Annotated in this window: 16 protein-coding genes; 5 read left to right on the top strand and 11 right to left on the bottom strand. The window is 74.3% G+C overall.

Annotation, left to right across the window (positions count from 1 at the left end):
- Window positions 1–3 precede the first annotated feature (3 nt).
- From AAW13_RS30825 to AAW13_RS30845, 5 genes are all read right to left on the bottom strand, one after another.
- Complete coding sequence (locus AAW13_RS30825; protein ID WP_046728183.1) at window positions 4–1,074, bottom strand: phosphotransferase enzyme family protein; 1,071 nt, start codon at window positions 1,072–1,074, stop codon at window positions 4–6.
- A complete protein-coding gene (locus AAW13_RS30830; RefSeq protein ID WP_079179033.1) occupies window positions 1,071–1,826 on the bottom strand; it encodes an ABC transporter ATP-binding protein in 756 nt (251 codons plus the stop codon). Before AAW13_RS30830 ends, AAW13_RS30825 begins: the two co-directional genes overlap by 4 nt.
- Window positions 1,823–2,587, bottom strand: coding sequence for an ABC transporter permease (locus tag AAW13_RS30835; protein WP_046728185.1), 765 nt, complete (start codon window positions 2,585–2,587; stop codon window positions 1,823–1,825). The genes AAW13_RS30830 and AAW13_RS30835 overlap by 4 nt, the downstream gene beginning before the upstream one ends.
- Entirely contained in the window at window positions 2,584–3,621 is a 1,038-nt protein-coding gene (locus AAW13_RS30840; RefSeq protein WP_046728186.1) for an ABC transporter substrate-binding protein, read from the bottom strand. Before AAW13_RS30840 ends, AAW13_RS30835 begins: the two co-directional genes overlap by 4 nt.
- Before the next feature lie 107 nt (window positions 3,622–3,728).
- Window positions 3,729–4,649, bottom strand: a complete 921-nt coding sequence (locus AAW13_RS30845) for an ABC transporter substrate-binding protein (RefSeq protein WP_046728187.1) — start codon at window positions 4,647–4,649, stop codon at window positions 3,729–3,731.
- 377 nt (window positions 4,650–5,026) lie between these two features.
- On the opposite strand from AAW13_RS30845, the gene AAW13_RS30850 reads away from it, so the two are divergent.
- The gene (locus tag AAW13_RS30850) at window positions 5,027–5,899 is read left to right on the top strand and encodes a sulfurtransferase (protein ID WP_046728188.1); all 873 of its coding nucleotides are present in this window, start codon (window positions 5,027–5,029) and stop codon (window positions 5,897–5,899) included.
- A 268-nt stretch (window positions 5,900–6,167) separates the two neighbouring features.
- On the opposite strand, the gene absR1 is transcribed toward AAW13_RS30850, so the two are convergent.
- Entirely contained in the window at window positions 6,168–7,247 is a 1,080-nt protein-coding gene (gene absR1 / locus AAW13_RS30855; protein WP_046728189.1) for a beta-glucuronidase AbsR1, read from the bottom strand.
- A 94-nt stretch (window positions 7,248–7,341) separates the two neighbouring features.
- On the opposite strand from absR1, the gene AAW13_RS30860 reads away from it, so the two are divergent.
- A complete protein-coding gene (locus AAW13_RS30860) occupies window positions 7,342–9,069 on the top strand; it encodes a LuxR family transcriptional regulator AbsR2 (RefSeq protein WP_046728190.1) in 1,728 nt (575 codons plus the stop codon).
- A 340-nt stretch (window positions 9,070–9,409) separates the two neighbouring features.
- Here the strand turns inward: AAW13_RS30860 and AAW13_RS30865 are convergent, their stop codons facing one another.
- Window positions 9,410–11,974 (bottom strand): CHAT domain-containing protein, encoded by a 2,565-nt coding sequence (locus tag AAW13_RS30865; protein WP_046728191.1) that lies wholly within the window; start codon window positions 11,972–11,974, stop codon window positions 9,410–9,412.
- Between the two features lie 149 nt (window positions 11,975–12,123).
- Between AAW13_RS30865 and AAW13_RS30870 the strand changes: the two genes are divergently transcribed.
- The 3 genes from AAW13_RS30870 to AAW13_RS30880 are packed head-to-tail and all read left to right on the top strand — an operon-like array spanning window position 12,124 to window position 14,740.
- The gene (locus AAW13_RS30870) at window positions 12,124–13,563 is read left to right on the top strand and encodes a S8/S53 family peptidase (protein ID WP_046728192.1); all 1,440 of its coding nucleotides are present in this window, start codon (window positions 12,124–12,126) and stop codon (window positions 13,561–13,563) included.
- A 35-nt stretch (window positions 13,564–13,598) separates the two neighbouring features.
- Entirely contained in the window at window positions 13,599–14,198 is a 600-nt protein-coding gene (locus tag AAW13_RS30875; RefSeq protein ID WP_071659736.1) for an RNA polymerase sigma factor, read from the top strand.
- Entirely contained in the window at window positions 14,195–14,740 is a 546-nt protein-coding gene (locus AAW13_RS30880) for a hypothetical protein (protein ID WP_240528786.1), read from the top strand. The genes AAW13_RS30875 and AAW13_RS30880 overlap by 4 nt, the downstream gene beginning before the upstream one ends.
- A 57-nt stretch (window positions 14,741–14,797) precedes the next feature.
- Here AAW13_RS30880 and AAW13_RS30885 read toward each other — a convergent pair whose 3' ends face one another.
- The 4 genes from AAW13_RS30885 to AAW13_RS30900 form a co-directional block, all read right to left on the bottom strand.
- Window positions 14,798–16,138 carry a cytochrome P450 gene (locus AAW13_RS30885; protein WP_079179034.1) on the bottom strand — a complete coding sequence of 447 codons (1,341 nt, stop codon included), beginning with the start codon at window positions 16,136–16,138 and terminating at the stop codon, window positions 14,798–14,800.
- Window positions 16,139–16,197: 59 nt separating this feature from the next.
- Entirely contained in the window at window positions 16,198–17,004 is an 807-nt protein-coding gene (locus AAW13_RS30890) for an N-formylglutamate amidohydrolase (protein WP_046728194.1), read from the bottom strand.
- Window positions 17,005–17,074: 70 nt separating this feature from the next.
- Window positions 17,075–18,220 (bottom strand): homoserine O-acetyltransferase MetX, encoded by a 1,146-nt coding sequence (gene metX, locus AAW13_RS30895; protein ID WP_071659737.1) that lies wholly within the window; start codon window positions 18,218–18,220, stop codon window positions 17,075–17,077.
- On the bottom strand, window positions 18,217–19,560 hold the full coding sequence (locus AAW13_RS30900) for a bifunctional o-acetylhomoserine/o-acetylserine sulfhydrylase (protein WP_079179035.1): 1,344 nt from the start codon (window positions 19,558–19,560) through the stop codon (window positions 18,217–18,219). The genes metX and AAW13_RS30900 overlap by 4 nt, the downstream gene beginning before the upstream one ends.
- Between the last annotated feature and the right edge of the window lie 317 nt (window positions 19,561–19,877).

Below are 19,877 nucleotides of genomic sequence, written 5' to 3' on the forward strand. Positions count from 1 at the left end.
CGGTCACACCTCCGCCGCGACCAGGCCGAGGAGTCCGCGGCCGGCCGGTCCGGTGAACCACTCGGCGTGGCCGACGTAGTACTCGTACGCGAGGCGGGTGTTGCCCGGTGACCGGGTGACACCGTGGAAGTAGTCCAGTTCGGAGAGGGCGAACTCGGCGTGCACCAGCGGGAGCAGGGCCGGCAGCGCGGCCGACTCGGCCGGTGAGAGCGGGCGGACGGCCTGGTAGCCGCGCAGCAGTGCGACCGCGTCCCGCTCCCGCACCGGCCGGTCCGGGCTCAGCCACTGCACGGTGTTGCGCTCCAGGGCCGTCGCCAGGTCGTGCACGGCGGTCGTGCGGTCGCTCATGCCGAAGTCCAGGACCGTGGACACCGAACCGTCCCCGCCCCACAGGAGATTGGAGGCGTGCCAGTCGTTGTGGGTCCACAAAGGCTCCAGTCCCGCCAGGTGGGGAGCCAGCCGCTCGTGCAGCGGAAGCAGCACGCGTTCGGTGTCCTCGCGCCAGGGGAGGTCCGACAACGCCCCTGCCAGAGCGGGGCGTTCGGCCACGTAGGCCGCCAGCGCCGCGCGCGGGTCCGGGGCGGCGAACACCGTGAAGGAGGCGATCAGCGGGCGCGGCGCACGGCGGGGAACGGTGAACCCCTCCGCCGCCAGGTGCAGCCGGGCCAGCGCCGCGCCCGCCGCCCGGGCATGGGCCGTACTCGCGAAGGGCGACCAGGACAGGGCGTCCCGGTACAGGTCCGTGCCGACACCGGCCGAGTGCACCTCGTACGTCCACTCGCCGCGTGCCACCGCGTCCAGCACCGTCACCACCGGCGCCCCCCGTTCGCGCAGGTGGCGCAGGAAGGCGTGCTCTTCGGCGAGGCCGGGCAGGGAGCGGACGGAGACGTGGTGCCGTTTCACGAACAGGCGCCGTCCGTCGCGCTCCACGACGGCCGCCGCCGACAGCGGGCGCGGGCTGCGCCAGCGGACCCGGGCCGCACCGACCACGTCCGTGACCTCCGCGTCGGTCAGCGGCGGCCAGTCCGGCTCGACCAGGTCGGTGCCCAGGCCATGGGCGAGATGCGTGCTCATGGCGCCGGCACCGCCGTCGTACCGCGCAGGGCGCCCAGGACCCGGCGTTCCACCGCCGTGAACTCCGGTGCGGTGACGTCCCGCTCGCCGTGCGGCAGCGGGACCGGCACCCGCTCGACCACCGTCGCCGGGCGCGCGGACAGCACGTGGACGGTGTCGGCGAGCAGCACCGCCTCCCGGATGTCGTGCGTCACGAGGACGACCGTCCAGCGGTGGTGCTGCCACATCCCGGCCAGCCACAGCTGCATCTCGGTACGGGTCAGCGAGTCCAGCGCGCCGAACGGTTCGTCCAGGAGCAGCACCGGCCGCTCCAGGACCACCGTGCGCAACAGCGCGGCCCGCTGCCGCATGCCGCCGCTGAGCTCGGAGGGGTACGCCCGCTGGAAGCCGTCCAGTCCGAAGTCGGCGAACAGCGCCCCGGCCCGGGCCCGCGCGGTCTTCTTCCGTACGCCCTGTGCCTCCAGGCCGAGCGCCGTGTTGTCCAGCACCGTCCGCCACGGGAACAGCAGGTCCTTCTGCGGCATGTAGGCGACCTTGCCGGACGCCACCCCGGCCGGCTCCTCCTCCACCAGGACCTGTCCGGAGTCCGGCCGGTCCAGCCCGGACACCAGGTTGAACAGGGTGCTCTTGCCGCTCCCGCTGGGCCCGATCACGGCCGCGAACTCGCCCGGTTCCACGTCCAGTTCCAGTTCGCGGAGCACGTCGAGCGCCCCGAACGACTTGCTGACCCGCTGTACACGCAGACCGCTCACGACCGGCGCTCCTTCCGCTGCCACGGCAGCACCAGCCGCTCCACCAGATACGTCGCCGCGAACAGCGCGACGCTCAGCGCGGCGGTCACCGTGACCGCCGCGAACACCAGGTCGGTGCGGAACGCGCTCTTCTGTGCCTGCATGTAGATCCCGAGCCCCGACTCGGCGCCCGCGTACTCGGCGAAGACCGCGCCGACCACGGCGTAGGTGATGCTCACCCGCAGCCCGGCGAAGAAGTACGGCATCGCGCCCGGCACCCGTACCAGGCGGAAGGCCCGCCACCGGCCCGCGCCCAGGGAGCGCAGCAGCCGCATGGCCTCCCGGTCGGTCGCCGCGAACCCGGCGGCCAGGTTGGCGGCCAGTGGGAAGAACGTGGTCAGTGTCACCACCAGCATCTTCGGCAGCAGTCCGAAGCCGAACCAGATGATCAGCAGGGGTGCCACGGCGACGATCGGGACGGTCTGCGAGGCGACCAGCAGCGGATACAGGCCCCGGCGGGCGGCGGCCGAGAAGTCCAGCAGCGTCGCCACCAGCCAGGCCGCCGCGAACGACAGCGCGAAGCCGAGCAGCGTCTCCTGGAGGGTGGGCAGGGTCTGCGACCAGAGGTCCGCGCGGTTGGCCCAGCCCTGCTCCAGAACCCGGGCGGGGGAGGGCAGCGTGGTCGGATCGACGCCGGCCGTCGTGACGTACAGCTGCCAGCCGCCGACCAGTACGGCGAGCACCAGCACAGGCGGCCACAACGACCGCAGCAGGGGCCTCACTTGGCGTCCGGGAGGTAGGCGTCGGTGAAGAACGCGGTGGTGTCGGGAGCCTTCGTCAGCTTCTTGCCGTTCGCGTCGACGAGCAGCCCGGCACCGTACTCGAAGTCGGCGAAGGCCTTCCAGCGGGCGGCGCTCTGGGTGCCGGTCGAGCCGTCCGCGCTCCGGTAGTACTCCTTGGCCAGCAGCCGTGAACTCTCCTTCACCAGCTCGGTGTCGGTCAGGACGCTCTTGTTGGCGGCGATGAGGAGACCGGCGGCCTGATCGGGGTGGTCGGCCGCGTAGCGGTACCCCTTGTCGACGGCCGCGAGGAACTTCCTCGCCACCGCCGGGTTCTTCTTCAGGTACTGGTCGGAGGACGCGATCAGCGTCGAGTAGATCGCCGGGAAGCCGTAGTCGGAGAGCTGGAAGTCCTTGAGCGGCTTCCCGCTGAGCTTCGCCTCCAGACCCTCCCAGGTCGGCATCGGCATCGCGAAGTCGGCCTTGCCGGCGTAGAGCGCGGTGTACGCCGAGGTGTTGAGGGTGACCTGCTTGAAGTCGCCCTTGCCGCCCGCGTTCCGGATCACCTTCCGGAGCAGCGGCTTCTCGTAGGCCGCGCCGAATCCGGCGTACGTTCTGCCGTCCAGGTCCTTGGGCGAGGTGATGTCGGTGCGGTCGGCGCGCACGGAGACGGTCACGTCGGTCTTCTGGGTGACCGCGTACACGGAGGTGATGTCCTGGCCGGCGGCGCGGGCGGTGGTGACGCCCTCCTGGTAGGAGATGCCGAAGTCGGCCTTGTGGGCGGCGATCAGGGTCTCGGGCGCGGTCGAACCGTACGGGACGATCTTCAGGTCGATGCCGGCGTCCTTGAACCAGCCCTTGGCCTGGGCGACGTAGATGCCGGTGTGGTTGGTGTTCGGGGTCCAGTCCAGGGCCAGGGTGACGGTGGTGGTGCCGTCCTTGGCGGCGGCCGTGGACTCGGCCCCGGCCGAGCAGCCGGTGGTGACGGCGAGGAGGGTGGTGGCGGCCAGGGCCGGCAGCGCGGTGCGGCGGAGCATGCGGAGGTCCTTCGTACGGAGGGGAGTCGGGCTGCGGGGCGGTCAGGCCCGACACAGCGCGCTCGCCACCCGTTTGAAGTCCACGGCGAGCCGCCGGGTGAGCAGGGTCATGCCGGCACGGCCAGCAGGCCGTTGGTGAAGGACCGGTCCCAGTCGTGGCCGTGCGCGATGGCGCCGTGCTCGGCGAGCCAGTGCGCGTACGGACCCATCCGGTCCGCGTCGATCACGCCCCAGCGGCCCTGGACGTCCGTCCAGGTGGGGGCGACCAGAGCGAGCGAGCGGGCGATGAGCGGCCGCGGGAAGTACGGGATGACCCGCTCCAGCAACTCCAGCGTCCCCTCGGGCTCCTCGGCGGCGGAACGGTAGCCACGGGCGGTGGCGGTCAGGAAGTCCCGTACCAGGGCAGGGTGTTCGTCCAGCATCCGCTCACTCGTGCCGAGCAGGTAGCTGTGGTACCGGGGCGCGCCGATCTCGTCCACCGGCCAGGTCACCCGCAGGTCCTCCGGCAGGTCGCCGCGTAGGGCGTCCCAGGACCAGTAGTTGCCGAAGGTCGCGTCCGCCTCGCCCGCCTCGATGTCGTCCACGGTGAGTTCCCGGGTGCCGGCGTCGACGGTGATCACCGCGTCCGGATCGCCGCCGTCGGCCGCGACCAGGTGACGGACCATGGCCCGCCCGCGTGGGGTCGGGTTGTAGGCGAGCCGCCGGCCGCTGAGGTCACGCGGCCTCGTGATGCCCGTGGTCCTCGTGGTCTGCACCGCCTCCAGCCCCCGGTGGTTGACCGCGGCGACGGCGATCAGCGGCTGGCCGTGCAGCGCCCGCCGGGCGAGCAGCCGGTTCGGCGGGAAGATCCCGAAGTCCACCTCGCCGCGGGCCAGGTACTCCAGCGTGTCGCCCCGCCCCGGATCCTGCACCACCAGTTCGACGTCGAGTCCGGCCGCGTCGAACCACCCACGGGCACGAGAGAGATACAGACCGGCCGAATTCGGCCAAGGATGGAAATAGTCGAGCATGACCCGTATGTGTGGCATGGGGGTACTCCGTGAGCGGCGCACGAGAGTGCGAGGGAGGCGGAAGGGAGGCGGCCGTGTCAGTGCGCGAGGCGACAACAACAGGAGCGGGCAGCTCGGTTGGGCACCGGGGGCTGCGGCTCGACTGCTGCGGACACGTGAACTCCTACGCGGGGCGCAAAGCGCTGCTGGTGCGGTCGGCGTCCCCATGGGGACCGCGTCCGCGACGTGGCGGACGGATCCCAGACGCCCTCTCAGCCCGGTCGGGGAGGGGCTCCCGCGTAGATGGCCGAAACCATAACCGCAACTCCCGGATGCTGTGCAAGCCGCGTCCGGAATATGGGACGTGACTGACCGGGAACTGAGACGCCCAGGTCACGAGCGTACGATCGGGCGCCATGACCTCCCTGCTGCCCGGCCCTCTGGTCGACGACGCCTGGCTCGCCGCCCACCTGGACGACCCCCGGCTGGTCGTCCTCGACGCCACCGCGCTGCTGCCCTCGCCCCGCCACGACGGCGACCACCGCTCGGCCGGCGGGCGTGCCGGCTGGGCCGAGCGTCATGTCCCCGGCTCGCACCACGCCGACCTGACCGGGGACCTCTCCGACCCCGACGCGCCCTACCACTTCGCCGTTCCGGCACCCCGGGCGCTGGCCGCGGCGCTGGCCCGGCTGGGTGTGGGGGAGGGCAGCGAAGTCGTCGTCTACGACACCGGGGGCGGTATCTGGGCGGCCCGGCTGTGGTGGATGCTGCGGGCGGTCTCGATACCGGCAGCGGTGTTGGACGGGGGACTGGCGGTGTGGGAGGCGGCCGGCCGGCCGCTGGCCACCGGCGACACCGAGGCGGAGCCCGCCGCGGTACCGGTGACGCCGGTGCCCCGGCCCGAGCTCTGGACGGGCATCGAGGAGGTGGCGGCGATCGTCCGGGGCGAGCGGCCGGGGGTGCTGGTGTGCGCGCTGCCGACGGGCGGCTACGACGGCTCCGTGCCGACGCGGTACAGCCGTCGGGGGCACATTCCGGGGAGCGTCAGCGTTCCCGGGCGGGGGTTGCTGGACGCCACGGGGCGGATGCGGCCGACGAGCGAACTCGCCGACCGGGTAAGGGTGCTGGCGGGCGCCTCACCTGTTGTTCTCTACTGTGGCGGGGGGATCTCGGCGGCGGGGGCGGCACTCGCGCTGACCGTGCTCGGCCGGACGGACGTCTCGGTGTACGACGGGTCGCTGGAGGAGTGGTCCAAGGACCCGGAACGGCCGCTGGAGTCCGACGGGTGAGGGGTGGGGCGGCGCGTCCACCGGGTGCGGGTGAGGGCAAGGGTGGGTCGACGCGTCACCGGGTGAGGGGTGGGGCGAGGCGGCGCGTCACCGGGTGCGCGTGCGCGGGGGCCGGTCGCGCGGTTCCTCGCGCCGCCCCTCGGCCGACTGCGCCCCCGTCGGTGACCGGTCGAGGCACGTATCCCTCCCCCGAAGGCTACGTGCCTCGACCGCTTCCCCCCGGCGCCGGACCGTGGTCCGGGCTCAGTGTCGCCGCCCGGTGCCGGTGTCACCAGCACATGACGGCTGTCTCCCCCGACCCCCACGTGGAATGGAGACGGACACGGACGGCGTAGCGCCGGCCCTTGACGAGCCGGACCCTGATCCTCGCGTTGCCCGGGGTGCCCCCGTCGTCGTGGCCGGCCAGGTAGCGCGGTTCCCCGTCGCGCTCCTCGAACACCACGACGACGGAGTCGCTCTCCCCGAAGGTGCCCACGGTGTAGACGCGGGTCTCCGGCGGCTCCACGGCGAAGTCGGCCTGCCCGCCCGGCCCGAGACCCAGGGGTGCCGAGCGGAACGGCACCAGCGGGGCCGGGGCCGCCGCGGGCGGGTACCAGCGGAGCGCGAACTCCTTGTCCGCCGGGGACAGCGAGCCGGGCGGGTACAGCCCGCGGTGGTACTGCTCCGGCTCCAGGATCAGCCCCGGGCCGAAGGGGTACTGCATCACCGACTGCGGATCCCACACCGAGCCGTTCGCCTCGGCCGCGTCCAGCCTGCGCAGGATGTTGGCGTCCGTGCGGTCCCGGCTCCAGTGGTTCGGCGGTCCGGCGAGGTCGGCGTAGACCGCCTCGTCGTCCCAGTGGACACCCGCGAACGGGCTCTGGTGCTCGTGCCGCATCCCGAGCGCGTGCCCGATCGTGTGCAGGGCCGTCCAGTGGCCGTCCGGCTCCGTCAGGTCCCAGCCCAGGTTCATGGTGCGCTCGCCCAGACCGACCGACAGCGCGTCCCGGCCGATCGCCGACCAGGAGCCGTCACCCCGCTGGAAGCCGATCCGCAGCTCGGCCTCGCACCGGTCCCGGACCTCGGCGAACGTCAACCCGATGCCGAGGCCCTGCCACTGCCGGAAGCACTCGCGCACCACGTCCCGCTGGTCCTCCGCACCGGCCCAGGGCACCCGGCGGGTCTCCCCGGTCCCGGGGACCGGGATCACCGAGGCGTCGGTGTCGGCGTCGAAGAAGCAGTAGTGCAGAACCGTGCCGTTGACCCACATCGGCCGCCCGCCGACGAGCGCGCCGAGCCGTTCGGCGGCCAGTCCCGGGGCGAACGCCGGGACCGGCTGCCGCGGTAGCGAGCAGTAGCGTCGGGTCATGCGCCCAGAGTGCCGTGCCGTCCCGCCGGACGCCTGAGTCGGCAGCTACTCAAGTCTCCCTGTATCAGAGCTGAGTAACGCGACTCATACTCGTGTGACGACTTACGAACAGGGCGCGCGCACCCTCGAACTGCCCTGGCCGTTCACCGGCCGGGACGGTGAACTGGAGCTGGTCAGGCGGTCGTCGCCGGCCGGCCGGCGGGGTGTCGTGGTGACCGGCCCGGCCGGCGTCGGCAAGACCCGGCTGATCACCGAGGCGGTACGGGGCACCGACTGCACCCGGGTGACCGGCACCCCCGAGACCAGCGCCCTCCCGTTCGCCGCGTTCGCGCACCTGCTCCCCGACCGGGTCTCGCTGCCGGGCGCGGTGCGCCGGCTGAACGAGGTGCGGCTGCTGGTCGTCGACGACGCCCACCTCCTCGACGAGGCCTCGGCCGCCCTGGTGCACCAGCTCGCCGTGCACGGCCGTACCCGGCTGCTGGTGGCCGCCGCCGACCCGGCTCCGGTCCGCGACGCGGTCTCCCGGCTGTGGACCGGGGAACTCCTCACCCACGTCGTCCTGGAACCGCTACCGTACGACGAGACCGCCCAACTGCTCGCCGGGAGCCGTCTGGAGCCGCTCACCGTGCGCCGGCTGCACCGGGTGTGCCGGGGAGATCTGCGGCTGCTGCGCGAACTGCTGGGCGCGCTGCGCGAGTCCGGGTCGCTGACCCCGGTGCCGGACACCGCTGAGCTGGCCTGGCGCGGCCCGCTGCCGCTCACCGCCACCGTCCGGGACCGGATCAGGCCCCTGCTGGAGCGGCGCGGCCACGGCGAGCGCGACACCCTGGAACGCCTCGCGTTCGCCGAGCCCCTGCCGCCGCACCTCGACGAGGGTCTCGACCTCACGATCCTCGAACGCCTGGAAGCCGACGGCCTGGTGCAGGTCGACGAGCAAGGCGCGATCCGTCTCGCCCACCCGCTGTACGGTCCCGCGCTGCGCGCTTCGGCGGGCCGGCTGCGGGTCCGGCGGCTGGCCCGTACCGCCGGCCTGGGCGGACCCGCCCTCAGGGCCGAACAGGACCGACTGGAGGAACGCATCGAGCAGTTGGACGTACGGGAGGTGCCGGCCCCGGTGGGGGAGTGGCCGGCGTCGGGAGACCGGCCCGTACCGGCCGGGTACGCGGCGGCGCGTGCCCGGTACTCGTGGCTTCGGGGGGAGCTGCGAGAGGCGGCGGCGTGGGCGAGGGAGGGGCTGCGCGGGGCGCCGGGCGACGCCTCCTGCCGTACCGAACTCGCCCGCGCCACCGCCGAGTCGGGAGAAGCTGCCGTAGTGCGCGGGGACGGGGGTCTCGCGCACTACGGCGCCGTACGGCTGGGGGAGCCCGAGCGGGCCGCGGGGCGGCCGGCGGGCGTGCTCGGGCTGCACGCCGACGCCCTCGCCCGCGGTGACGGACCCGGCCTCGACCGGGCCGCCGCGGCGCTGGCGGAGCGCGGCCTGCTGCTGTTCGCCGCGGAGGCGCACGCGCAGGCCGTGCGCGCCCACCGCGACCCGCGCGCCGCGCGGACGTCACGCGCCCGCGCGGTCGCCCTCGCCCGCCGCTGCCAGGGCGCCCGCACGCCGGCCCTGTCCGGCCTGTTCCTCGGCGAACTCACCGCCCGCCAGCGGCAGATCGTCACCCTTGCCGCCACCGGCCTCAGCAACCGGCAGATCGCCGAGCAACTGGCCCTGTCCGTAAGGACGGTGGGCAACCACCTCTACAGCGCGTACACCCGCCTCGGTGCCACCGACCGCACGGACCTGCCCTGGCTCCTGGAGCAGCCGGACGCCCAGTCGGCGTGAGCGGATCCCCGGCGCCTGCGGCCCCGCCGTGGCCGCCGGAGCGGCAAGACGGGTGATCGGCGTGAGCGAATCGTCGGGCCGTCCCGGGCGGTCCGGGGCAGTCGCGGGCGGTCCCGGGCCGTCCCGGGCCGTCCTGGGCGGTCGCCGGCGGTCGCGGGCGGCCAAGGTCATGTGGCGGGCCGTTTCCCGCGGGCCCTCCCCGAGCCGGTCCCGCTCAGGCCCCTCAGGCCCTTCAGGCCCCTCAGGCCCCTCAGGCCCCTCAGGCCCCTCAGGCCCCTCAGGCCCTTCAGGCCCTTCAGGCCCTTCAGGCCCTTCAGGCCCCTCAGGCCCCTCGGGCCGCTCAGGCCGCTCCGAACGCCGCGAAGGCCCAGCCCGTCGCCTGGTGGACCGCGTCGGACGGCAGGGCCGCCCGGGCGTCCCGCAGTGCCTCCGCCAGCGACAGGCCGGCGCCCAGGCCCTTGTGCAGGGCCAGCATCAGGGGCACCACCGCCGAGTCGTTGACGGGCGCGCTGCTCGCCACCACCCCGGCCGTGCCGAGCGGCAGCAACGCCGTGACCAGGCCCAGGAGTTCGTCGGCGCCGACCGAGGCGAGCCGGGCCGTGTCACAGCTGGAGAGGATGATCCGGTAGGGGCTGCGGCGGAGCCGCTCGAAGTCGTGCACGATCAGCGGACCGTCGGCCATCAGCAGCGACGAGAACAGCGGGCTGTCCGCCCGGAAGGTGCCGTGCGCCGCGATGTGCGCGAGCGCGGCCCCGTCCAGCTCCGCCAGAACGCGCGGCACCTGGGCGTCATCGTGTTCCAGGACCGTAGCCGACGGGTACCGGCCCGCCACCTCGGGCACCTCCGCGCCCCCGGTCGCCAGCTCCGGCCCGCGCACCAGCACATGCCGGCCACCCGGCGGCGGCTCGGTCTCCCGGGCCCGCAGCCAGCTCCCCGCCGACGGCGACACACTGAGCACCCGTTCCCGCAGGGCGGGCAGCAGCGCCCACGGCACCCGGTGCAGGGCGCCCGGCGGGACGACCACCACGGGACCGGAGCCGAGCTGGTCCGCCGCCGCGCCCAGCAGCAGTTCCTGAAGACGCCGACCGGACGCCTCGACCATCGCCAGCCGCCCCTCCGCCCCCGGATGCGCCAGCCGTCGCAGCCCCGCCTGGACGTGCTCCGCCTCGGCGACCGCCTCCGCCAGCAGGCCCCCCGCGAAGCGCCGTACCCGGCCGCGGCCGCACAGCAGCACCTGCACCCGGCCGTCCAGAACGGCGAGTTCGACCAGCCGGGCGGCGCCGAGCCGGTCGAGCAGCCGGGCCGGATCGAACCGGGCGCCCTCGCCGGGTGCCGCACCGCGGATGTGATGGGTGCGGGAGCGGATCTCCCGTTCCAGGCGCCGCTGTTCACGCTCCAGCGCGGGCACCGGACGGCGGTCCCGGCGGGCCCGCTCGGCGCGGGAGGCGATCTCCCGGAACGCGGTGAGCGAGGAGAGCAGCGCAGGGTCGGCGGGCGGCCGGGTCGGGGGAGCGGACAGGACCGTGGCCCGCCAGCGCTCGCTCCACTCCAGCAGCCGGCGCGGACCGCCGTGCGCGAGGCTCGCCTGCTGCGCCAGCGCCGCCAGTTCGGCGCCCTGCGCGGTGGCCCGGGCCCGCAGCTCCGAGGCGCCCAGTGTCATCCGGTGGTCGTCGAGGACGTCGAGGCCGCGCCGGCACGCCTCCAGCACGCCCCGCCGTGAACCCGCCGCGCGGGCGCTCAGCGCCTGGGCCGCCCAGCCGGTCATCCGGGCCAGCGGCGGGCCGCCGTGCCTGCTGCGCGCGGCCACCGCGAGATGCCGCTCCGCGTCCGCCGTCCAGCCCAGCTCCAGCGCGATCCGCCCCGCGAGCAACGAGGCCTCCGGCGCCGCCGGGGCACCGAAGGACGCCAGCCGGTCCGCCACCCCGGCCGCCTCCTGCACCAGCCGCCCCGAGGCGGCCCCGCCCGCCACCCGGGCCTCGATCAGCTCCAGCCGGGCATGCGTCTCCCACCAGCTCCGCCGCTGCCCCGAGAACAGCCGCACCGCGACGGCCGCACGGGCGGTCGCGGTCCCCGCGTCCCCCGCCGAGCGGGCGGCCCGGGCGGCGGCCAGCAGCAGCTCGGCCTTGCGGGTGGACTGCCCGCCGAGCCGGTCCAGGGTCGCGATCGCCGCGTCCGCCTCGGCCAGCGCCTCGGGCGCGAGACCGGCCGCCATCAGCACCTCGCAGCGCGCGATGTACAGCATGAACGGCGGAGTGCCGAGTTCGGTGTACCGCTGCTCGGCCTCGGCGAGCAGCCGCAGCGCCGCCGGGACGTCCCCGGAGCGGAACGCGGCCAGGCCCCGGCTCTCCACCGCGACCGCCTTGTCGTGCTCCTGGCCCGTCGTCTCCCACAGCAGCTCGGCCGCCGTGAAGTCCGCGTCCGCCCGGTCCACCGCCCCCAGGGCCAGGTGCACCGTGGCGCGCACGCTCAGCGCCCGCGCGGTCCAGATGACGTCGCCGGCCTGCCGCAGTGCCGGTATCGCCCGCCGTACGTCCTCCAGGGCCTCCTTGTGCCGGCCGAGCACCCAGCACGCGTACGCCCGCCGGTACAGCACCCGCGCCCGGGTGTGCCCGTTGCTCCGGGCCACCCCGCGCTCGATCGCGGCCAGCCCCTGCCGAGTGCGCCCCGCGTGCACCAACGCGACCCCGAGGGTACCGAGGACGTCCGCCTCCCGCTCCGCCGAGTCCGCGCGGGCCGCGAAGTCCCGGGCGCGCCGCAGATGGTCGAGGGCCACGCCCAGATCCCCGAAGTCCCGTTGCCAGATGCCGATGACCTGGTGCGCGACGGACGCGTCGAACGGCGGCGGACCGGACCGGAGCACGCGTTCGGCCCGCGCCAGGGCCTCGCCCGGGGCGGCGAACACCATGGGCAGCAATTCCGTAACCGAATCGCTTCGCGCAGTCACCTCTCGGATGGTAGTGGCCTGGGCAGACATGCCCCACAGGTTTGACGCTGTATCAAGCGGCGGCACGGCGACTCTGACTGAAGAACGCCGTTTCCGGGGGAGGACAGGCCATGGCACCTCAGCGATTCCAGGAGCAGTTCGATCACATCCAGCGCTCCATGCCGGACGTTCCACTGGCGATGGGGCCCGACGACTCCGCCGAGTTCCTGTACGAGAGGGGGGTCGTGCTGGCCCGCGACGGGGAGGAGGCCCGGGTCGTCGAGGACACCGTGCGCGCCCACTTCACCGCGACCGCCGGACTGGTGCCCGACCACGTCGGCAGGACGGGTCCCGAGAGCAACCGCACCGGGGTCACCCGCATCCGGGTCGGCGACCCGGCCCACGGCGACCACACCCGGGACCACGCGGTCGGCCACGCGCTGCGCGCCCTGCGGGAGGCGGAGGGCCGCACCGGACGCCGGCTGGTCAGCCGCAACCACGTGGTCGCCACCACGAACGCCAACTCCTGCAACCCCTGCGAGCCGCTGCCGGCCCTGCTCGCGCAGACGCCCAACCCGCAGGCCGCACAGGGAGGTCACGACCCCGACACCGCGGTCCGCGTCATGGTGATCGACACCGGCCTGGTGCACGACTACCGCTCCTACCCGCTGCTCGCCCACGCCCAGGGCGACCCGCAGATCGCCGAGACCGACGCGGCGGGAGTGCTCCAGCAGTACGTCGGCCACGGCACGTTCATCGCCGGCCTCATCGCCGCGCTCGCCCCCAACACGGACATCACCGTCACCAACACCATGAACGACGTGGGTGCCATCCTGGAGTCCGAGTTCGGCGGCAAGCTCTTCGAGGCGGTCGACCGGCACGGCTGGCCGGACATCATCAGCCTCTCCGCCGGCACGTCGAACGGCAGCGCCGACGGACTGCTCGGTGTCGAGGCCTTCATGCAGGCCCTGCGCGACCAGCCCACCCTGCTCGTCGCCGCCGCGGGCAACAACGGCAGCGCCACCTCCTTCTGGCCCGCCGCCTGCGCCGACGTCTCCGGCTACGAGGACACCGTCCTCTCGGTGGGCGCGCTGCGCAGCGACGGCGAGTACGGCGCCTGCTTCACCAACCACGGCGGCTGGGTCAAGGTCTACGCCCCCGGCGAGCAGCTCACCGGCCCGCTGGCGGGCTTCGACACACCCGTGCCGTACGTGTACCAGCACACCACCTACGACGCCTGCCGGTTCGGCTTCACCTACGCCTGCACCTGCCAGTACCCGCGCCACACCGGCGTGCTGACCGACACCGGGGCGCCCGGCCCCGGCAAACCCGACCAAGTGATGTTCGAAGGATTCGCACAGTGGAGTGGAACATCGTTCGCCACCCCCATCGTCGCCGGACTCGTCGCCGACTGGATGACCACCCATCAGGAGCCCGACCCGCGCGCCGCGCGGACCCGGCTGCTGGCGAGCGGCACGGAGTACGCCGAGGTGCGCGGGACACCCGTCCCGGCGCTCCGCCCGGCCACCTGGCAGCCGGTTCCGGTCGTCCAACTGGCCGGCACGGCCTGAGTTCCGGAACACTCCCCTCCACGGCGTACGATGACTTGCCGTACACGAGGGGTGGGACCGTGGACCGAGCAGAGGTCGGCGCGCTGGTCCAGTCCGCCGTCGACGGCGACGCGGCGGCCTGGAAAGCGCTCGTGGAGGGGCTGAGCCCGCTGGTGTGGTCCGTGGTGCGCGCGCACCGGCTCTCCGACGCCGACGGGCACGAGGTGTACCAGACGGTGTGGTTCCGGTTCGCCCAGCACCTGGGCCGCATCCGGGAACCCGACAAGGCCGGTTCCTGGCTGGCCAGTACGGCCCGCAACGAGTGTCTCAAGGTGATCAGAGGCCTCACCCGGCTGCTGCCGACCGACGACCCGCAGGTACTGGACCGGGTCAGCGAGGACCGCACGCCCGAGCAGTCCCTGATCGACGCCGAGGAGCAGGCGGCCGAGGCCGAGCGGATCCGCCTGCTCTGGCAGGAGCTGGAGGAACTCGGCGACCGGTGCAGGCAGTTGCTGCGGGTCCTGATGGCCTCACCACCGCCCAGCTACGTCGAGGTTTCGGTGGCGCTGGGCATCGCGGTGGGCAGCATCGGCCCGCTGCGCCAGCGCTGCCTGCGCCGGCTGCGGGCCCGGCTCGACGCGAGGGGTGCGGCATGAGCGAGGACGGGTTCCCGACGGCGGAGGACGGCTTCGACGACACCGGGTCCGGCACCGGGTCCGGTATTGGGTCCGGCACCGATTCCGATGCCGATGCCGGGGCGGACGCGGAAGCCCTGGACGCCCTGGAGGAGGAGCTGCGCCAGACGGCCGCCGTCCTCGACCCGCTCCCGGCCGGGCTGCTCCAACTGGCCATGGACGCCTACGCGCTGCACGACCTGGACGCCCGGATCGCCGAGCTGACCTTCGACTCGCTCGTCGACGCCGTCCCGGTCAGGGGAGTCGACGACCCGCCCCGGATGCTGACCTTCCAGGCGGGCGGGCTCACCGTGGACGTCGAGGTGAACGGCGACGGACTGCTCGGCCAGGTGCTGCCCCCGCAGCCCGCGCACATCGAGGTGCTCGGCGGTCCGGGGGCGGTACGCCCGCTCTCCGCCGACGGCATGGGCCGCTTCGCCGGTGACACCCCGCCCGCCGGTCCGTTCGCGCTGCGGCTGCGGACCGGCGGCGAGGTGATCGTCACGGAGTGGCTGCGGGCCTGAACCCCGCGGGCGGCGCTGTGTCACGTGCCTCCCCAAGTGTGCGGTGACACAGCGCTGTCACCATGCCACCGGCAGCGCCAGCGGCCCGCGGATCATCGTCCGGCGGCGCCACGGCACGTCCTCGGCCGGCAGCGCGAGCCGCAGCTCCGGCAGCCGGTCGAGCAGGGTGCCGACCAGCAGCTCGGTCTGGAGCCGGGCGAGGACCGCGCCCGTGCAGTAGTGCGGGCCGTGGCCGAAGGCGAGGTGCGGGTTGGGCTCACGGTCCGGCACGATGCGGTCCGGGTCGGGGAAGACGTCCGGGTCGCGGTTGGCGGCCAGATAGGAGACGTACACCGGGTCGCCGGCCGCGATCCGGGTGCCGTCGCCCAGCTCGATGTCCTCCAGGGCGATCCGGGCGAGCCCGACCGTGCTGCGGTGCGGGATCCAGCGCAGCAGCTCGTCCAGGACCGGTCCGCGCTCCGCAGGCCGCTCCCGCAGCCGTGCCATCAGCTCCGGCCGGGTGAGCATCAGGAAGAGCATCTGGCCGCAGTTGTGGGTGACCGCCTCGCCGCCGATCTGTAGCGGACCGGCCAGGCCCACGGCCTCCTCCTCGCCGATCTCACCCCCGGCCACGGCTGCCCCGAGCAGCGAGTACACATCGTCGCCGGAGCTGCCGGCCCGGGCGCGCACCGTCTCCGTGATCCACCCGTACAGCCCCTGTTTGGCCGCGTCCGCGGCCTCGGCGCCGCCGGAGGTGGAGATGATCTGCCGGGTCCAGGCGTGCACCCGCTCCCGGTCCGCCTCCGGCACCCCCATCACCTCGCTGACCACGGTGACCGGAAACGGCTCCAGCACCCGCTCGACCAGATCGGCGGGCGGCCCGTCCCGGACCACCCCGTCCACCAACTCGTCGAGGATCTTCTGCGCCCGGGGCCGCAGCCGCTTCATCGCGCCGACCGTGAAGGCCCCGGCGACCGGTCGGCGCAGCCGGTTGTGCTCGGGCTGGTCGGCCCAGGCCAGCGAGCCCGGGCGCGGCTCGAAGTGCGGGGCGAGCCGGGTCACCTGCCGCCGGGTCACCTCGGCGCGGCTGAACCGAGGGTCGTTGGTCACGGTCCTGACGTCCTCGTACCGGGTGGCGAGCCACGCCCAGCCCTCGCCGAACGGCAGCCGGATCCGGGTGACCGGGCCCTCCGCCATCAGGCCGGCGAGGACCGGGTCGAACTCCGTCCCCGCCAGGTCCAGCGCGGGCCAGTCCCGCACGCTCGGCGCGGCCCCCGAGCCGGACCCGGCCGCCGCGGGACAGCCGGGGCCGTCCCGCTCCGCGCCGAGGGGCGCGACCGGCCCGACGTGGACGGGCGGGGCCGGTTCCGGGGGCGCGGTCGTCTCCGTGGGGGTGGGCGCGGTCGTCTCCGTGGTCATGCCTCCACGGTCGTACGGCCCTCACCCGGTGTCCTGCGGGAGTGCTCCAGCCGGATGGGTCAACGGGCCGGGCCGGGACGGCCGGCGGAGTCCACCAGCGCGGCGAGCGCGGCGGCGAGCCGTTCCAGACCCGCGCCGGCCGGACCGCCCGGCTCGGTCATGTACAGGTCCCGCCGGATCTCCACCATCAGCGCACCGACCCGCGCGTCCTTCCCGTAGTACTCCAGCGGTACGTACGTGCCGCTGAACGGGGTGTCCAGTGCCGTCTCCCCGCATCCCGCGAACGCCCCGCGCGCCGCCCGCGTCAGCTCTCCCGGCGTGTGGAAGCGGTCCGTCCCCAGGCACACCGGTGGCCGCGGCCCCGCGCCGTGCAGTTCGTAGGGGAGCGCCCGGCTCGGATAGGAGTGCACGTCGATCACCACCGCCCGCCCGGTAGCGGCGAGCCGCCCGGCCACCGCCCGGGTCATCGCCTCGGCGTACGGCCGGAAGTACCGGTCGACCAGCGGCCCGGGGTCGAACCCCTGGTCCCGCAGCGCCTCCCGGTGGGTGGTCCGCGTGTACACCGCTCCCATCCCGACGGCGAGCATCTCCTCCCGCTCGTCCGGGAACCGCTCCGGGTCGACGACCAGCCGGGACAGCCGGTTGACGAACCGCCAGGGCCTCACCCCGGCCGACCGGGCGGCCACCTCGGCGAGTTCGGCCGTGTGCGCGTCCGTGATGTGGTCCAGCTCCCGGGCCAGCGAGGCGTCGTCGAGTGCGATGCCCGCCCTGACGCCGGCCGGGATCGTCCGCGCCGAGTGCGGCACATGCAGGAGCACGGGCGACTCGTCGGCGCCGGGCAGGAGTTCGTAGGACGGCTGGGACACGGGCGGCTCCTGGGCATCGGTGCGGACGGCGTATCCGGTCAAGGTGCCACACCCACGGCGGTGCGGCCGCTCAGCCCAGCAACTCCCGTACCAGCGCGCCCACCTGCCCGGTCTCGATCAGGAAGCCGTCGTGCCCGTACGGGGACGCGATCAGCCGGAGCCGGTCGGCGGACGGGATCAGCGCGGCCAGTTCGGCCTGCTGGGCCGGGGGATAGAGCCGGTCGGAGTCGACGCCCGCGACCAGCGTGGCCGCCGTGACCCGGCCGAGGGCGGCACGCACCCCGCCCCGGCCGCGGCCGACGTCATGGGCGTTCATCGCCTGTGACAGCACCACGTAGCTGCCCGCGTCGAAACGCCGTACCAGCTTGGCCGCGTGGTGGTCGAGGTACGACTCGACCTGGTAGCGGCCGCCGGCCAGGGGGTCCTCGCCGTCCTGCGGTGCCCGGCCGAAGCGGAGCGCGAGCTCGGCCTCGCTGCGGTAGGTGACATGGGCGATCCGCCGGGCCAGGCCCAGTCCGGCGTGCGGGGCCCGGCCGGTGCCGTGGTAGTCGCCGCCGTGCCAGTCGGGATCGGCGCGGACCGCGCCGAGCTGGGCGTTCGTCCACGCGATCTGCTCCGCGCCGGCCGCCGCCGTGGTGGCGAGCAGCAGCAGCGCGCCGACCCGCCCCGGGTACGACACCGCCCACTCCACGGCCCGCATCCCGCCCATCGAGCCGCCCACGACCAGCGCCCACCGTCCGATGCCGAGCGCGTCGGCGAGTCCGGCCTCGGCCGCGACCTGGTCGCGCTGGGTCAGGGAGGGGAAGGCGCCGCCCCAGGCGCCGTGACCCCCGGTCCGCGGGGAGGCCGGTCCCGTACTGCCCTGGCAGCCGCCCAGCACGTTGGGGGCGACGACGAACCAGCGGTCGGTGTCCAGGGCCAGGCCCGGCCCGACCAGGCCGTCCCACCAGCCCGGCGTCGGATGCCCCGGTCCGGCGGGCCCGGCCGCATGGCTGTCACCGGTGAGCGCGTGCAGCACCAGCACGGCGTTGGAGGCGTCGGGGGCGAGCCGGCCCCAGGTCTCGAACGCCAGCCGTACACCGGGCAGTTCACCGCCGGTCTCCAGCGGAAGCGGGTGCTGGGCGGCATGCCACTGGCGCCGGCCCGGCGGATCCCCCTCCCGCCAGCCCCCGTGGGCCGCCGGAAGGGGGACCTGGGCACGTGGTACGGCGTTCAGGACGCGGCGCCCTTGGCCGCGCGGAAACCGGCCTCCAGGTCGGCCTTGAGGTCGGCGAGGTTCTCGATGCCGACCGACAGCCGCACCAGGCCCGGCGCGGTGCCCGTCGCCGTCAGCTGTTCCTCGTCCAGCTGGCTGTGGGTGGTGGACGCCGGATGGATGATCAGGCTGCGGACGTCACCGATGTTGGCGAGGTGGCTGAACAGCTCGACCGCGTCGACGAACCGCTTGCCCGCCTCGATGCCGTCCCGCAGTTCGAAGGAGACGATCGCGCCGGCCCCGTTCGGCAGGTACGTCCGCCCCGCCTCGTACCAGGGGCTGGACGGCAGGCCCGGATAGTGGACGACGGCGACCTCGTCGCGCCGCTCCAGCCACTCGGCCAGCGCCAGGGCGTTGGCCGAGTGCCGCTCCAGACGCAGGCTCAGCGTCTCCACGCCCTGGAGCAGCAGGAACGCCGAGTGCGGGGAGAGCGCGGGACCGAGGTCGCGCAGCAGCTGCACCCGCAGCTTGACCGCGAACGCGCCGGGGCCGAGCGCCGGCCAGTACCGCAGACCGTGGTAGCTGGGGTCGGGCTCGGTGAAGTCCGGGAAGCGGTCGGAGTGGGCGCCGAAGTCGAAGGTGCCGCCGTCCACGACCACCCCCGCGATCGCCGTGCCGTGGCCGCCGAGGAACTTGGTCGCCGAGTGCACCACGATGTCCGCGCCGTGCTCCAGGGGCCGCAGCAGGTACGGCGTCGGGACCGTGTTGTCCACGATCAGCGGCACGCCCGCCGCGTGCGCCACGTCCGCGACCGCCCGTACGTCGAGGACGTTGCCGCGCGGGTTGCCCAGCGTCTCCGCGAACAGGGCCTTGGTGTTCGGCCGGACCGCCGCCCGCCAGGCCTCGGCGTCGTCCGGGTCGTCCACGAAGGACACCTCGACGCCGAGCCGCGGCAGCGTGTGCCGGAACAGGTTGTACGTGCCGCCGTACAGCGACGTGCTGGACACGATGTGGTCGCCCGCGGCCGCCAGCGTCAGGATCGCCAGGGTCTCCGCGGCCTGCCCGGACGCCAGCGCCACCGCCGCGACCCCGCCCTCCAGCGCCGCGACCCGCTGCTCGAAGACGTCCTGGGTGGGGTTGTGGATCCGGGTGTAGATGTTGCCGGGCTCGGCGAGCGCGAACAGGTCGGCGGCGTGCCGGGTGTCCCGGAACACGAACGACGTCGTCTGGTAGATCGGCGTCGCGCGGGCGCCGGTCGTCGGGTCGGGCACGGCGCCGGAGTGGACCTGCCGGGTCTCGAATGACCAGGCCGGGGCGGGGGTGGGCTGGCTCATGGTGCTGCTCCTCGTGCGGGAAGGCATGACGGCGTGCGCGTACGGGCACGCGTCGGCAGAACGGAGGGATCGGGGCGGGGCCGGAGCATCAGCTCACGGCGGGACACCCCATGGTGGTGACACGCACGAAGTCCACGTGGCGTCGGCTCACAAGCACCGTCATGCGCTGAGCGAACCACAGCGGATCAGGACGGACCAGACACCGGGCTCGCGTGACATGCAGACTTCACGAACGGGATACACACCGCCGGCCGCGGCCGCGGCGGCGCGTGCCGGGCCCGGACAGGGCTCCGCCCCGGCAGGCGGGGTGCCTGCCGGGGCGGAGACTTCAGGACGTCAGGAGG

Origin of the sequence: Streptomyces humi (genome assembly GCF_001005085.2) — a bacterium.
In the GTDB taxonomy this organism is placed as follows: domain Bacteria; phylum Actinomycetota; class Actinomycetes; order Streptomycetales; family Streptomycetaceae; genus Streptomyces; species Streptomyces humi.

What these genes read in the sequence shown, in the direction of transcription:
- AAW13_RS30880 (WP_240528786.1), top strand. Translation starts at nt 14,195, where the DNA reads ATGAGCGAGGACGGGTTCCCGACGGCGGAGGACGGCTTCGACGACACC.
- absR1 (WP_046728189.1), bottom strand. Translation starts at nt 7,247, where the DNA reads ATGACCCGACGCTACTGCTCGCTACCGCGGCAGCCGGTCCCGGCGTTC.
- AAW13_RS30840 (WP_046728186.1), bottom strand. Translation starts at nt 3,621, where the DNA reads ATGCTCCGCCGCACCGCGCTGCCGGCCCTGGCCGCCACCACCCTCCTC.
- AAW13_RS30865 (WP_046728191.1), bottom strand. Translation starts at nt 11,974, where the DNA reads ATGGTGTTCGCCGCCCCGGGCGAGGCCCTGGCGCGGGCCGAACGCGTG.
- AAW13_RS30870 (WP_046728192.1), top strand. Translation starts at nt 12,124, where the DNA reads ATGGCACCTCAGCGATTCCAGGAGCAGTTCGATCACATCCAGCGCTCC.
- AAW13_RS30850 (WP_046728188.1), top strand. Translation starts at nt 5,027, where the DNA reads ATGACCTCCCTGCTGCCCGGCCCTCTGGTCGACGACGCCTGGCTCGCC.
- AAW13_RS30825 (WP_046728183.1), bottom strand. Translation starts at nt 1,074, where the DNA reads ATGAGCACGCATCTCGCCCATGGCCTGGGCACCGACCTGGTCGAGCCG.
- AAW13_RS30845 (WP_046728187.1), bottom strand. Translation starts at nt 4,649, where the DNA reads ATGCCACACATACGGGTCATGCTCGACTATTTCCATCCTTGGCCGAAT.
- AAW13_RS30885 (WP_079179034.1), bottom strand. Translation starts at nt 16,138, where the DNA reads ATGACCACGGAGACGACCGCGCCCACCCCCACGGAGACGACCGCGCCC.
- AAW13_RS30900 (WP_079179035.1), bottom strand. Translation starts at nt 19,560, where the DNA reads ATGCCTTCCCGCACGAGGAGCAGCACCATGAGCCAGCCCACCCCCGCC.